The 13,562-nt window shown below is 40.1% G+C and carries 15 protein-coding genes, 1 tRNA gene and 1 other annotated feature; of the genes, 2 read left to right on the forward strand and 14 right to left on the reverse strand.

The genetic code is table 11. From position 1 onward, the window contains the following. The first annotated feature begins 118 nt into the window (after positions 1-118). Positions 119-733: a 50S ribosomal protein L25/general stress protein Ctc gene (locus tag HMPREF9088_RS10085; RefSeq protein WP_007209152.1), complete on the forward strand. Its 615-nt coding sequence runs from the start codon at positions 119-121 to the stop codon at positions 731-733. 222 nt (positions 734-955) lie between these two features. Beyond that, a complete protein-coding gene (locus HMPREF9088_RS10090) occupies positions 956-1,690 on the forward strand; it encodes a helix-turn-helix domain-containing protein (protein ID WP_007209153.1) in 735 nt (244 codons plus the stop codon). A gap of 267 nt (positions 1,691-1,957) precedes the next feature. Here the strand turns inward: HMPREF9088_RS10090 and HMPREF9088_RS10095 are convergent, their stop codons facing one another. From HMPREF9088_RS10095 to HMPREF9088_RS10160, 14 genes are all read right to left on the reverse strand, one after another. Further along, complete coding sequence (locus HMPREF9088_RS10095; protein WP_040367012.1) at positions 1,958-2,806, reverse strand: MetQ/NlpA family ABC transporter substrate-binding protein; 849 nt, start codon at positions 2,804-2,806, stop codon at positions 1,958-1,960. A 19-nt stretch (positions 2,807-2,825) separates the two neighbouring features. Then, positions 2,826-3,512, reverse strand: coding sequence for a methionine ABC transporter permease (locus tag HMPREF9088_RS10100; protein ID WP_007209155.1), 687 nt, complete (start codon positions 3,510-3,512; stop codon positions 2,826-2,828). Further along, on the reverse strand, positions 3,505-4,536 hold the full coding sequence (locus HMPREF9088_RS10105; protein WP_040367439.1) for a methionine ABC transporter ATP-binding protein: 1,032 nt from the start codon (positions 4,534-4,536) through the stop codon (positions 3,505-3,507). Before HMPREF9088_RS10105 ends, HMPREF9088_RS10100 begins: the two co-directional genes overlap by 8 nt. Before the next feature lie 51 nt (positions 4,537-4,587). Further along, positions 4,588-4,829 (reverse strand) — a binding site (T-box leader). A 55-nt stretch (positions 4,830-4,884) separates the two neighbouring features. Further along, positions 4,885-5,229: a glycine cleavage system H family protein gene (locus HMPREF9088_RS10110; RefSeq protein ID WP_007209157.1), complete on the reverse strand. Its 345-nt coding sequence runs from the start codon at positions 5,227-5,229 to the stop codon at positions 4,885-4,887. After that, the gene (locus tag HMPREF9088_RS10115; protein WP_007209158.1) at positions 5,211-5,585 is read right to left on the reverse strand and encodes an arsenate reductase family protein; all 375 of its coding nucleotides are present in this window, start codon (positions 5,583-5,585) and stop codon (positions 5,211-5,213) included. The genes HMPREF9088_RS10110 and HMPREF9088_RS10115 overlap by 19 nt, the downstream gene beginning before the upstream one ends. An 18-nt stretch (positions 5,586-5,603) precedes the next feature. Next, positions 5,604-6,782: an FtsW/RodA/SpoVE family cell cycle protein gene (locus HMPREF9088_RS10120; protein WP_007209159.1), complete on the reverse strand. Its 1,179-nt coding sequence runs from the start codon at positions 6,780-6,782 to the stop codon at positions 5,604-5,606. Positions 6,783-6,891: 109 nt separating this feature from the next. Continuing rightward, on the reverse strand, positions 6,892-7,260 hold the full coding sequence (locus HMPREF9088_RS10125; RefSeq protein WP_007209160.1) for a hypothetical protein: 369 nt from the start codon (positions 7,258-7,260) through the stop codon (positions 6,892-6,894). A 124-nt stretch (positions 7,261-7,384) separates the two neighbouring features. Continuing rightward, positions 7,385-7,457 (reverse strand) — tRNA-Thr (locus HMPREF9088_RS10130). 95 nt (positions 7,458-7,552) lie between these two features. Further along, a complete protein-coding gene (gene upp / locus HMPREF9088_RS10135; RefSeq protein ID WP_007209161.1) occupies positions 7,553-8,182 on the reverse strand; it encodes a uracil phosphoribosyltransferase in 630 nt (209 codons plus the stop codon). Between the two features lie 136 nt (positions 8,183-8,318). Continuing rightward, the gene (gene glyA / locus HMPREF9088_RS10140) at positions 8,319-9,560 is read right to left on the reverse strand and encodes a serine hydroxymethyltransferase (protein ID WP_007209162.1); all 1,242 of its coding nucleotides are present in this window, start codon (positions 9,558-9,560) and stop codon (positions 8,319-8,321) included. A gap of 80 nt (positions 9,561-9,640) precedes the next feature. Beyond that, positions 9,641-10,681 (reverse strand): L-threonylcarbamoyladenylate synthase, encoded by a 1,041-nt coding sequence (locus HMPREF9088_RS10145; RefSeq protein ID WP_007209163.1) that lies wholly within the window; start codon positions 10,679-10,681, stop codon positions 9,641-9,643. Positions 10,682-10,842: 161 nt separating this feature from the next. Continuing rightward, positions 10,843-11,676, reverse strand: a complete 834-nt coding sequence (gene prmC, locus HMPREF9088_RS10150) for a peptide chain release factor N(5)-glutamine methyltransferase (RefSeq protein ID WP_007209164.1) — start codon at positions 11,674-11,676, stop codon at positions 10,843-10,845. Then, positions 11,669-12,742, reverse strand: a complete 1,074-nt coding sequence (gene prfA / locus HMPREF9088_RS10155) for a peptide chain release factor 1 (RefSeq protein ID WP_007209165.1) — start codon at positions 12,740-12,742, stop codon at positions 11,669-11,671. The genes prmC and prfA overlap by 8 nt, the downstream gene beginning before the upstream one ends. A gap of 12 nt (positions 12,743-12,754) precedes the next feature. Then, complete coding sequence (locus HMPREF9088_RS10160) at positions 12,755-13,333, reverse strand: thymidine kinase (RefSeq protein ID WP_007209166.1); 579 nt, start codon at positions 13,331-13,333, stop codon at positions 12,755-12,757. Between the last annotated feature and the right edge of the window lie 229 nt (positions 13,334-13,562).

Consider the following 13,562-nt stretch of genomic DNA (forward strand, 5'->3'; position numbering starts at 1 on the left):
TAGCTGTGACTAGCTACCCTCTTTTTGCGTGTCTCACGTACCACTTAATGTGCAAGAGTAACAAAATTTGCTTAAAAACTACTACCCATTTGGTAGGAAATTTAGGAGGAATTGAGTTATGTCAGTATCATTGGAAGTAAGTAAGAGAGAAGTTCGCCCCCGTTCTTTACGGAACAAATTACGTCACGAAGGAAAAATTCCTGCAGTTGTGAATGGTTACCAAATCGAAAGTACAACCATCTCGCTTGATAGTGCAGAAATTGAAAAAGTATTGCGTCAACATGGATTGAATACTGTATTAACCATGAGTATCGATGGTAAAAAAGTCAATACGTTGATCCATAACTATACGACTGATACCTTCACTTCAAAATTAACTCACATTGAATTTTTATCTGTCAACATGAACGAAGTCACTGAAGTCGAAGCCGAAGTTGTTTTAGTCGGTGAAGCTGCTGGTGTGCGTGCCGGTGGAGTCTTAACCCAAACATTGTACAGTGTGACAGTCGCTGCAACACCAGACAAATTACCAGAAAATGTCGAAGTAGACGTGACAGACTTAGAAATTGGTCAATCACTAAGCGTGGCAGACTTGAAAGTTGATGGTGATTACGAAATCATCACTGATGCAGAAGAACAAGTCGTTACAATCACTGAAGCACAAGTAGAGGAAGAAGAAACAACTGAAGAAGCTTCAGAACCAGAAGTTATTGGTGAAAAAGAAGAAGAATAATTAACTTTAAGGGTCGAACATAGTGTTCGACCCTTTTTTGAAATGAACGTTCAAAGTTAGCCATTTTTGTTACAATTTCTTTTTTTGTACGCTATTTTTTACTTTTTTATTCTCTCAAAATTTCTAGAATGTTGGCGAATAGTCACATTCTGGAAATTTTTTTAGAATCTCGTTTGATAATTTAAATCTAATAAGTTATTTAATAATCAGGGAGGTTCTTTCATGCAGAGTTTATTTTTTTCAAAAGCTCATCTCAAAAAACTAACTGAATTAAAACAACTCAATTGCAGCTTACTTCCAACTACCAACTCCTTCACTGTGGCAGAAGCAGCTGTACCTTTTGGTGATTATGTCCATTTTTTCCAAGAATCCTTACAAGAAAGTCTTCATTTCCAATTGCTAAATCAGCTTTTACAAGAGCCTTTTTCAACTAATAAGGACCTGTGTGAAAAAATATTTGTTAGCAAGTCTACCTATCTTCGGAAAATAAAAGAACTAGGCAATCAATTAAACAAGTATTGTCTACTTACTAATGATCTGAGACAACCTTCCTCTAAATTAGCTGAAATTCAACGTCGCACGATGCTCATTCCTGTCATGGCGTTGGATCTACTGGATCTTCCAAGTGAAGAATCTATCGAACAGACGCTCTTTTCACTCTTATTAGAAGAAAAGCAAAAATGGAACAGTTCGTTAAATCGGTTTATGTATGAAAGCCTCCATCATCCCGCTTCGCTGTTTTTCCAAAGTGAATCAAATTATATCTACCTTTGGAAACTCATTCTGGGCATTGAGCATTATCCAGTCGATAGTCAGTTTTCCAGGTACTTAGCCTCTCATATGAAAAAAAGAACCTCTTGCACTTTTCGCTCTCTGAACAACGAGAGCTCGGACGCTTGTTCTTATTTTTTTTCGCAATCTATCCTTGTGGTATACCGGATTGTTTCTACGAGCTAATATGTAAGCGCTACAAAAATATAAAAAAGCACTACTCACCTGCTATCGATCAATACTCATTGCTACTTACCTTTTTTCTTTTCCCTTAAATACAAAAATAACGTCGTGCTATTAAATCCGCAATGGGAAGTCAAAAATGAGCTACTATTAAAAAAAGAGAATCCAAAAGTTCGAAAAACAACTTCTGGATCCTCTTCTTTTACTGGTACCTAAACGCAATTGTCACAACCTTGGTTAAACGGTGTTCAAAAGCAGCCGCTTTTAAAATTATTTGGAATCAGCGTCCACGATTTTAACGGAGCCTTTCCATTTTTCATTAACGTAATCTTTGATTTTATCTGAGTGTAACACTTCAACCAATTTTTTGATTGCGTCTTTATTTTCATCGCCTTTACGTACAGCAATGATATTCACGTATGGTGTGTTGTCTTTTTCCAATAGAACGGCATCTTTTTGTGGGTTTAAATCAATTCCTAAAGCAAAGTTGGCATTAATGGCAACAAGATCACCTTCGCCATTTTGATAGACTGTCGCTAACATTGCTGGTGCAATATCATGATTAAATTTCAAATTTTTAGGATTCGTAGCAATGTCATCAAATGTTGCGGTTTGTTTATCTACGCCATCTTTCAAAGTAATCAAGCCATTGTCTTCTAGAATCGTCAAAATACGGCCCCAGTCAGATGTCGAGTTCGAAGTAATGATTGTCGCTCCATCTGCTAAGTCTTTGATATCATCAATTTTTTTAGAATACAAGCCCATTGGTTCCACATGGACAGCCCCAGCATTCACAATGTCATACCCGTATTTTTCTACTTCTTGATTCAAATATGGAATATGCTGGAAATAGTTCGCATCAATATCACCTGCATTTAAAGCTTTGTTAGGAATTGCATAGTCGTCCATCACTGTAATTTCCAAGTCTACCCCTTCTTTAGCCAAAAGAGGTTTCGCTTGTTCTAATATTTCAGCATGTGGCGTACTTGAAGCTCCGACCTTTAGTGTTGTGGTTTTTTCACTACTTGACTCACTTGAGCTTGAGTTGCTACTGCCACAAGCTGCTAGCGTCACCGCTGCAACTGCTGTAAAAATTAATCCCAATGTTTTTTTCTTCATCTTCTTTTCCCCCAATTTTTTATCGTTTATCTGTTTGTTTCGTCAACGTATCACCGATTGCTTGAACGATAAAGACAATCACTAATATGATGACTGTTGCAACCATTGTAACTGTGTAGTTCCCTCGTTGAAATCCTTCTTGCCATGCCAATGAACCTAAGCCACCAGCACCGATTGTCCCTGCCATAGCGGTATAACCAATCATAGTAATCGTCGTCACCGTAATGCCCGATATTAGGGCTGGAATGCTTTCAGGAATTAATACTTTGTATACGACTTGCCAATAGCTAGCTCCCATCGCCTCCGCTGCTTCAATCACCCCTGCGTCAACCTCACGCAAAGCAATTTCGACCAGCCGTGCATAAAAAGGCGCTGCGGATAATACCAAGGCTGGAATCGCTGCTTTCGCTCCCAGCATCGTTCCGACTAATATCGTCGTAAAGGGAATCAACAAGACCATCAAAATCATAAACGGTGTCGATCGGAAAATATTGCTTATGATGGATACTATTGTATACGAGAATTTTGATGATGCTTTCTTTTTCCTTCCCAAACTATAAAGCACCAAACCTAGTAATAACCCTAAGACAATCACGAGAATTGTTGAGACAATCGTCATATATAAAGTGTCATAAAATGATTGCTTCATCGCTGACCAATCGACTTGGTCAAAACTAAAATACGTTTCGGCAAAAGACTTATTCATGATTGATCACCTCGATTGCCACTTGTTTTGCTTCAAAATAAGCAAGTGCTTGATTAATCTCTGCTTCCTCACCCGTCAGTAAGACAGTCAAGGAACCAATCGATCCCTCTTTGACTTGATCAATTTTGCCGAACACTACATTGACATCTATTTGATAGTGTCTGATTGCTTGTGAAATGACAGGCTCATTGGCATTGTGCTCCGTAAACGTCAACGTGACTAAGCGACCATTGGGATTTTCTTTGATAAAAGTAGCCAATAGTTCAGGATCGATAGGCTCCTCGATTTCTTGGCGCACAAAGCGTTTCGTGACTTCTTTTTGTGGTTGGCGAAAGATGGAAACGACTGATCCTTCTTCAACGACTTGCCCTTGTTCCATCACAGCTACTTTATTACAGATTTGTCTGACCGCATTCATTTCATGTGTAATTAGTACAATGGTTAAATGGAGTTCTTGATTGATTTTTTGCAGCAAATCAAGCACTTCTTCTGTCGTCTGTGGATCTAGCGCACTGGTCGCTTCATCACAGAGCAGAATTTCTGGATCATTGGCTAGTGCTCGTGCGATACCGACGCGTTGTTTTTGCCCACCGGATAATTGCGAAGGATACGCTTTTTCACGTCCTTGCAGCCCGACTAGATTTAATAACTCAGTCGCTTTTTGCGCACGTTCTTTTTTGGGAACACCTGCTAGTTCAAGTGGCAATTCGACATTTTCTTGTAATGTACGAGACCACAAGAGATTAAAATGCTGAAAAATCATGCCAATTTTTTTGCGGAACTCTCGTAATTCCTTAGGCTTTAAGCTCGTAATACTATGTTCGTTGACGATTACTTCACCCCCTGTCGGCAGCTCTAATCCATTTAGCATACGGATCAATGTACTCTTCCCTGCGCCTGAATACCCCACAACACCAAAAACATCACCACGTTCAATCGTTAACGATACCCCATCGACTGCGTGAATCGAGCCATTTTTTCCATCATATGCTTTTTTTACGTCTCTTAATTCAATTAATGCCATCTTACCACCATCTTCCTTGTCACTATAAAAAAACGCCCCTTGTACATATGTACAAAGGACGTGCATCATCTGCCGTGTTACCACCTTAATTCGTTCTATCATAGAACCTCTGCCGATACAGAATACTCATTCGATATCGTTACACTATAACGGGTGTGCCCGTAGCTTGCTCACCAATCAGCTCACTTGCTCTTGCTCATAGACCATCTTCTATCTTACCGCCATACCCTTTTCCACCAGTCAGGGCTCTCTTTGATTTAAGTAAAATATACTCATCTATTCGTTGCTTTTTTCTATTGAGCACATTATAGCAAGGTGTTTTGTGACTTGTCAACGTAAACAGATAGATTAGTCTTCGATTGCTTCAAAATCCGCTGCTTGAACATCTTTCAAGCTTAAGAACCATGCATTCATTTCATCTTCATCATTTAACACGTCGATGTCGTTATTGATTTTTTCATTTACCGAAGAAATGACACCTGCTAGTGGGCTTACGAATTCATTCACTGCTTTTTCAGCTTCCACCTCTAACAGCGTGTCGCCTACGTTTACTTGTTTGCCTACAGTAGGTAAAGTCGCAAACGTCACATTGCCCAGCTCATCTTGCGCTTCTTTGGTCAAGCCAACACAGTATTCTTTGCCATTAAATAAAATCCATAAATTATCTACTTTTTTTAAACATCTTTTTTCCATGACGCTAGCACCCCTTCGTACGTTTGTTCTTTGAAACCATTGAGGACAAATTGCCCATTCTTTAATAAGATTGGTCGCTTGAGTAACATACCATCTGAAGCCAATACTTCACAGGCCTCCTCTAGTGTATACCCATCGACTTTGTCTTTCAAGCCTAACTCTCGGTAACGAATACCACTTGTATTAAAGAAATGACGGATTGGAAAGTCAGTTGATTGAATCCAATCTGCGATTAGCTCTTTTGATGGTGTATGCTCTACAATATCAATCAATTCAACATCAACATCATGCTCGTGCAAAAATTTCATTGCTTTTTTACATGTCGTACATTTTGGATACCCATACACTGTTATCATTGTTCGTCTCTCCTATTTTCATTCTTTTGCTTGAAATCTCATTGATAAAATTAAGCCAATCCCAATCATGTTGCTCAGTAAAGCCGATCCACCTTGACTAATAAATGGTAATGGAATCCCAGTCAGTGGCAAAAGACCGATGTTGGCACCGATGTTTTCAAATACGTGGAACAAAATCATCATGATAATACCTGAAGCGATATAGGCGTAAAATTCATTATTTGTATCGTAACAGACACGGATCATCCGGTAGATCAACATAAAATATAAAAAGACCACAAAAGCACTACCGATAAAGCCGAAATTTTCACCAATTACTGAAAAAATCATATCCGATTCTCGAACCGATACATAGACATCACTCACATTGAAGCCTTTTCCAAGCAAACCACCTGACCCAATCGCCATGATGGCAGTCGCTACTTGTCGTGAACTCCCCTGAATATCATGAAATGGATCAAGCCAGGAGTCAATCCGCTTAAACTGGTACGTCTTCACAATCCCTAAATCTGAAAGAAATTTTCTTCCATCTTCATTAATGACCAAGAAGAGTGTTAAACCGGCCAACGCTAAAAATAAGACAATCACTGGCACAACAATTTTCCAAGAAATACCTGACATCAAAAAGATGCCACCAAAAATGGCTAGAAAGACCAACATCGTTCCAAAGTCTTTTTGTAGTAAGACCAAAAGCAACACAGGAACAGTCACGGCAAAGAGTTTCCCAATCAGTAATAAATCCGAGGTCAAGTTCCGTTGCCGATAGACCGTATTGTGCGCTGTCACCACACGCGCCATCATCAAAATATACGCAATCTTCATCAACTCTGCCGGCTGTAACGTAAAGGAACCAATACTGAACCAATTTCGTGATCCTGTTGACTCTGCTAAAGTACGATCATAAAACTCTAAAAGCAAGGTCATAATCACCAAGCCACCACCATAAATATAAGGTGTCAAACGCCAAAGGACTTTTGATTTTATTTGCATAATAATCATCACTGCAAACATCCCTAGCACATACCACAATGCTTGCTTGGCTACCCCAGCAAATAGACTACCTTTATAGTTAGGATTTTGTGCATAGGCAACGTATAGGGCAGATAAACCAATTAAGCAAAGTAAAAATACCGGTAAAATAACTCCATAATCAATCCGACTATCTAATTTCTTACTCATTCTGCTATTTTTTTCCATGAATTCTCTCTTTCCATCGATTCGTTCTTTTCATTATAGCGCTAGACCACCAACAAAGAAAAGTCTCATCGGCTCGCAATCAATAAAAACTTAAGTTTTTCATCTACTACTATTCATCCGATGAATCAAATTGTTGTTTCATGATTTTTTGGAATTGTTGCTTTTTCGTACGATATTTGTAAAAGAGATGAAAGGCCCCTGCCAATAATAAAGTAATCGCATAGGGTGCGCTGTCATTCCAAAAATAAATCATGTTCCAATAAGCCAACAAGAGTAACGCCATCCAATAATAGCCAATGATCCGGAAAAAGACTCCTTTTGAGCCAATTTTATGGAAATACTCCTGCCATTTTTCTTCTGTCATCTTTTGAAGGTGGCGTTTCACTTTAAAATGAAGCATCAAAAATCCGACTGATAACACCGCAGACAATCGAATGCTAATAATAAACAAGAGCAATGTTCCTAAAATAAAAAGCATATAAACACTCCTTTAGTTGTTGGTTCCTTTTCTATTTTACACGAAAATAAAAAAAATGGGAATGTGACAAACATCTGTCACATCCCCATTAAAAATGAATAAATAGTGCTACTTTATTTTTAAATGCCAGCTGCAGGAATCGAACCTGTGACCTACGCGTTACGAGTGCGTTGCTCTACCTACTGAGCTAAGCTGGCAAAAACCACATAGACGATTATAGAAAAGAAACGGATTTTTGTAAAGAGGAAATAAGAGAAAATAGATAAAAACCTACTCTCTCTCATTCATTCTATTATTTTGTTCCGAATAAACGGTCTCCTGCATCGCCCAAACCTGGTACGATGTAGCCATTTTCATTTAAATGATCATCTAACGCTGCAGTATAGATATCTACATCTGGGTGGGCATCACGTAATGCTTTGACACCTTCTGGAGCAGATACAAGGCAGACAAACTTAATATTCGTTGCACCACGTTTTTTAAGTGAATCAATGGCCATAATTGCTGAACCACCAGTGGCCAACATCGGATCAACGACAAGTAATTGACGGCTATCAATATCATCTGGCATTTTAATAAAATATTCATGCGGCTCTAATGTTTCTTCATCACGATACATACCAATGTGACCGACTTTGGCAGCTGGAATTAATTCTAAAATACCATCTACCATGCCAATACCGGCACGTAAGATTGGAATAATCGCTACTTTCTTCCCAGTAAGAGTCTTTTGAACAGACTTCACGATTGGTGTTTCAATTTCAATGTCTTCTACTGGCATATCTCTTGAAATTTCGTAGGCCATTAGCATGGCGATTTCATCGACAACCTCGCGGAATACTTTGGTCCCACAATTCTTATCACGAATAATTGTCAGTTTGTGTTGGATTAATGGATGATCAATCACTTGAAATTTTCCCATGTTCGTTCTCCTTTGTGTTTTTTTCTATTGTAAAACAACTTTCTCAATGCCGCAAAGAATTTTACCGTTTAATACTATACCACAAAATCGACTTGAAAAAAGAGAATCCAAAAAAAATTTGGATTCTCCTAAGATTTTACTTTTTATAAATTGGGTATTGATCGGTTAGTTCTTTCATCTTCGCTTTCACTTCTGTTTGAATGGCTTCGTCCTCTGGGTTGCTTAAGACTTGCACAATAAATTCAGCGACTTTCGTAGCATCGGTTTCTTTAAAGCCCCGACTAGTAATCGCTGGCGTACCGACACGAATACCACTCGTTTTAAATGGACTTAGCGTTTCAAATGGAATGGAATTTTTATTAACCGTGATATTTACTGAATCTAGTAATTTTTCAGCTTCTTTACCATTCATCTCAAACCCACGGACATCAATCAATAATAAATGATTATCTGTCGCACCAGAAACCAACCGCGCACCCGCAGCTTGATTAAATACTTTTGCCATCGCTTGTGCATTGGCAATTACTTGTTCACTGTATTCTTTAAATTCTGGTGCCAACGCTTCTTTAAAGGCCACAGCTTTCCCTGCAATGACATGCTCTAATGGTCCACCTTGAATCCCGGGGAAGACATTGCTATTGATTTTTTTGGCTAGCTCTTCATCATTGGTCAAAATCATACCACCACGAGGGCCGCGCAACGTTTTATGTGTCGTTGTAGTCGTGATGTCTGCATAAGGAACTGGGTTTGGATGCAATCCTGCAGCAACCAAACCAGCAATATGTGCCATATCGACCATTAGTTTCGCACCGACTTCATCTGCGATTTCTCTAAATTTTTCAAAATCAATGATTCGTGAATATGCACTTGCACCTGCAACAATTAATTTGGGTTGATGTTTTCTAGCTAAAATGCGAATAACTTCATAATCGAGCACTTCAGTCGTTGGATCGACACCGTATCCTACGAAATGATACGTTTTTCCACTAAAATTGACTGGAGAGCCATGTGTTAAATGACCACCTGCAGATAGATCCATTCCTAAAACAGTATCTCCTGGCTCGATTAATGATAAATACGCAGCCGTATTGGCTTGTGACCCGGAATGTGGTTGGACATTTGCAAATTTAGCCCCGAAGAGTTCTTTTGCTCGCTCAATTGCCAAATTCTCAACGACATCAATAAATTCACAGCCACCATAGTAACGTTTGCCGGGATACCCTTCTGCATACTTGTTCGTTAGAATGCTTCCTTGTGCTGCTAAGACACCTTCAGACACGATGTTTTCAGAAGCGATCAGTTCCAAGTTGTTTTGTTGGCGTACACCTTCTTGATCAATTGCCTTCCATAATTCTGGATCAAATGCTCGATAGTCCATATTTGCACTCTCCTTTTTGACTAATTATGTGAATTGTAACACAGGAAAAAACACCCGCCTAGTATTCACCCTAAAAAGTATTAAACTTCTGTTTCATTGTTCGTAAAATACATTTGATTCGCTGCTTTTTTCAAGCGATTCATATAGGCGACACCTAAGCCATCTTCTGGATACGTCGCCACATATAAGCAATCTAAGCCCGCTTTCGTCTCATCTAAGGCCCGCAACCCAGAAAATAATCCTTGCGTCGCTGCTTGGACAGAGTCGTCGGCATACATATAGACTGCGGCGGCCTCTCCTCGAACTACTTCAGCGGCAGTCGGGCCCGCGAGTATCCCAGCACGTATCGGATGATGAGCCAGATAGCTTGCTACTTGCTCCCACTCTTGTTCATGAACCATTTGTACAGGGACAACGGGCGCATAATGTTTGTACTTCATTCCAGGAGCTTTGGGCGCTTCATCGGCACGAAGCAAATGACTATCGACAGCGACTGGTGTGTGACAGGCTTGTTCAAGCATTTCTTTTGTTACTGCTCCTGGCCTTAAAATCATCGGCGGTTTGTTCGGATCACTGAGATCAAGCACTGTGGACTCCACACCAATCTTTGTCGGCCCGCCATCTAGTACACCTTTTATACTGTGCTCAAAATCATGGATCACGTGCTCAGCAGTCGTCGGGCTAGGATGACCAGACAGATTCGCGCTTGGTCCGACCAATGGCACACCAGCTTGACGAATTAACTCCAAAGTCAAGGCTTGATCTGGCATTCGAAAGGCAACGGTCGCTAAACCTCCCGTCACGACTGTATCAAACGTATTGGGCTTGATAGGTAAAATAATCGTCAATGGCCCCGGCCAAAATGTTTGAACCAGTACTTCTGCTAATGGATGGCTTTCTTGAATGTATTCTTTGACTTGTTCGAAGCTAGTCACATGGACAATCAACGGATTATCACTCGGACGGCCTTTGACTTGATAAACTTTTTTTACCGCTTGTGGATTCAATGCACTGGCACCTAAGCCATAGACGGTCTCAGTAGGAAAGGCGACTAACTCCCCTTGTTGTATGTAATGTGCTGCTTGTTTGACCTCATCAGTTGAAATTTTTTGAATTTCCACAGTTTATCCACACCCCTTATTGGTTAAAACATTTAGTTATTCACATTTCAATAAGTTATCCCCATTTTGTGGATAACTATCTTTGCTTTTATCTTTCTAATATTGTGTATATCTCAGACTATTTTTGCGATGTTTCTTTGAGTTTTACACATTATCCACAATTAGTGGACAATGACCATTCGCGGTTGACCGAACAAATCCTTTTTCACTTGAACCTCTTTTTGCGGAAAAGCTGCTTGAAAGATTTGCTGGACTGCTGGTCCTTGGCGGTAACCAATTTCTAAAAATAGCCAGCCGTTTTCCGCTAGACAGGATTGCGCTTGGCTAGCAATCTTCTTATACATCGCTAAGCCTTGGTCATCTGCAAAAAGTGCCATCTTAGGCTCAAATTGGCGAACACTAGCATCCATGATGGACCATTCGTCTGAGCTAATATATGGTGGATTCGAGATAATGACATCCCACGTTTGATTTTTTACAGGTACTAGTGTATCACCATGATAAAACGTCACTTCACTGCCGATGCGTTTGGCATTCTTTTGGGCAATGACCAGTGCCTCTGATGACAAATCGACTGCCGCGACCTGCCATAACGGCCGCTCAGCCTTTAGCGTCACCGCGATGGCTCCCGTACCGGTACCGATATCCACAACGTGACAGGCTTCGCTTTGCACGTGCTTTAGACATTGATCGACTAATTCTTCTGTCTCAGGACGCGGAATAAGTGTCGCGTCACTGACTACAAACGTCCGACCGAAGAACGCTTCTTGTCCCGTCAAGTATTGAGGAGGGACATCGGCTAATAGCTGACGCAAATCACTAGTCAGCTGCTCTTCATCTTCTGGAAGACTTGGGTTATGCATTTGAAGTAGCCATGTTGTTGTGTCCCATTTTTTTCGCGTAAGAAAAACAGATTGAATCGCATGGCCTTCTTTGCCATGCGATTCTAATTGAGATTTAGCCTCTTGTATAAGTTGAAAATAACTTTTAGCCATTTTGTAATTCTTCTAGCTTCGATGTTTGATCATAAAGAACCAATGCATCGATAATCTCGTCCAATTTTCCAGCTAAAATTTGGTCTAGCTTTTGGATGGTTAAGCCAATGCGGTGATCTGTGACACGGTTTTGTGGGAAATTATACGTACGGATACGCTCTGAGCGGTCACCTGTCCCGACTGCTGATTTACGGTTCGCATCGTATTCACTTTGTGCTTCGTGTTGCAATTGATCATAGACCCGTGCACGCAAGACTTTCATCGCTTTCTCACGGTTTTTCAATTGGGAACGCTCATCTTGCATCGCCACTACAATCCCTGTCGGTAAGTGAGTCAGGCGAACGGCAGATGCTGTTTTATTGACGTGCTGACCACCTGCTCCAGATGCATGATAAATGTCGACACGAATGTCTTTATCTGCTAAATCTAGCTCTACTTCTTCGGCTTCAGGCATGACGACCACTGTCGCTGTCGATGTGTGAATGCGTCCTTGTGATTCAGTCGAAGGGACACGTTGTACTCGGTGAGCACCACTTTCATATTTAAGCTTGGAGAAGACATTGTCGCCGGTAATCATCATGATGACTTCCTTGTAGCCACCGATACCTGTAATATTGGCATCCATGACCTCTACACGCCAACCTTGTGATTCGGCATAGCGTTGGTACATATTAAACAAATCACCTGCAAATAATGCCGCCTCATCTCCACCAGCAGCGCCACGAATTTCCATAATAATGTTTTTGTCATCGTTAGGATCTTTAGGCAACAACAAAATTTTGATGGTATCTTCTAAGACTTCTTTTTCTTTTTTTAAATCTGATAATTCTTCTTTGGCTAACTCCGCCATCTCAGCGTCTAGATTTTCACCTAGCAATTCTTCTGCGTCAGCAATCCCTTGAACTACTTCTTTGTAACGGCGATACGTCGCTACTGTTTCACGGGTATTGGCTTCTTCTTTTGATAATTCCATAAAGCGTTTCGTATCGGAAACGACTGCTGGATCACTTAATAATTCTCCTAATTCCTCATAACGGTCTGCAATCGCTTGTAACTGATCGTACATACTTGCTCTCCTTTATTCTTCCATTCGTTTGGGGTGAAAATAGTGGTGGCGACAAACAGGATAATAGGCTTCATTGCCACCTATCTGAACTTGATTTCCCTCGTAAACAGGTTTTCCGTCAATATAATGTAAGTTCATCGTCGCTTTCTTATGACAAAACCAACAAATCGTCTTCATTTCTTCGATTTTATCTGCATATAATAACAAATACTTTGAGCCTTCAAATAATTCATTGCGAAAATCATTCTTTAAGCCAAATGCCATCACTGGGATGTTCAACTCATCGACAATTTGGGTTAACTCTATTATATGGTGTTTTTGCAAAAATTGCGATTCATCAATTAACACGCAATAAGGTGGTATTGCTAATTTGCGAATCACGTCATAAACGTTGGTTTTCTCAAAAATAGGAATGGCTTGCTCCTCTAATCCAATTCGACTAGAAACATTGCCCACTCCTGACCGCGTATCCAAAGCACTCGTCATCAAGATGACTGATTTGTTTTGTTCTTTATAATTGTGTGCCACTTTTAAAATCTCAATCGACTTGCCACTGTTCATTGCGCCGTACTTAAAAAATAACTGTGCCATTTCTGCGACTCCTTTTTTAGCTTCTTTGGTATTATACTTGAAATAGCAGATTTTTTACAGTGGAAACATTGGTATTTGTCTTGAACAACTACTTTACGGTGCCCATTTTTTCGTTGACTTGCTCCGCTTTGTTCTTTCTTTTTTTCCTCAAATATTTGTCCTTTGTCAGCGAATGGTAGAAACAATCACTGATAAAAAAAGACCCCCAAAAATTGACTTGTCGGCCTAA

It is taken from the genome of Enterococcus italicus DSM 15952 (assembly GCF_000185365.1).
Lineage (GTDB): Bacteria > Bacillota > Bacilli > Lactobacillales > Enterococcaceae > Enterococcus_G > Enterococcus_G italicus.

Coding starts and splice junctions, on each gene's coding strand:
- HMPREF9088_RS10085 (WP_007209152.1), top strand. CDS start 119: ATGTCAGTATCATTGGAAGTAAGTAAGAGAGAAGTTCGCCCCCGTTCT.
- HMPREF9088_RS10090 (WP_007209153.1), top strand. CDS start 956: ATGCAGAGTTTATTTTTTTCAAAAGCTCATCTCAAAAAACTAACTGAA.
- HMPREF9088_RS10095 (WP_040367012.1), bottom strand. CDS start 2,806: ATGAAGAAAAAAACATTGGGATTAATTTTTACAGCAGTTGCAGCGGTG.
- HMPREF9088_RS10100 (WP_007209155.1), bottom strand. CDS start 3,512: ATGAATAAGTCTTTTGCCGAAACGTATTTTAGTTTTGACCAAGTCGAT.
- HMPREF9088_RS10105 (WP_040367439.1), bottom strand. CDS start 4,536: ATGGCATTAATTGAATTAAGAGACGTAAAAAAAGCATATGATGGAAAA.
- HMPREF9088_RS10110 (WP_007209157.1), bottom strand. CDS start 5,229: ATGGAAAAAAGATGTTTAAAAAAAGTAGATAATTTATGGATTTTATTT.
- HMPREF9088_RS10115 (WP_007209158.1), bottom strand. CDS start 5,585: ATGATAACAGTGTATGGGTATCCAAAATGTACGACATGTAAAAAAGCA.
- HMPREF9088_RS10120 (WP_007209159.1), bottom strand. CDS start 6,782: ATGGAAAAAAATAGCAGAATGAGTAAGAAATTAGATAGTCGGATTGAT.
- HMPREF9088_RS10125 (WP_007209160.1), bottom strand. CDS start 7,260: ATGCTTTTTATTTTAGGAACATTGCTCTTGTTTATTATTAGCATTCGA.
- upp (WP_007209161.1), bottom strand. CDS start 8,182: ATGGGAAAATTTCAAGTGATTGATCATCCATTAATCCAACACAAACTG.
- glyA (WP_007209162.1), bottom strand. CDS start 9,560: ATGGACTATCGAGCATTTGATCCAGAATTATGGAAGGCAATTGATCAA.
- prmC (WP_007209164.1), bottom strand. CDS start 11,676: ATGGCTAAAAGTTATTTTCAACTTATACAAGAGGCTAAATCTCAATTA.
- prfA (WP_007209165.1), bottom strand. CDS start 12,742: ATGTACGATCAGTTACAAGCGATTGCAGACCGTTATGAGGAATTAGGA.
- HMPREF9088_RS10160 (WP_007209166.1), bottom strand. CDS start 13,333: ATGGCACAGTTATTTTTTAAGTACGGCGCAATGAACAGTGGCAAGTCG.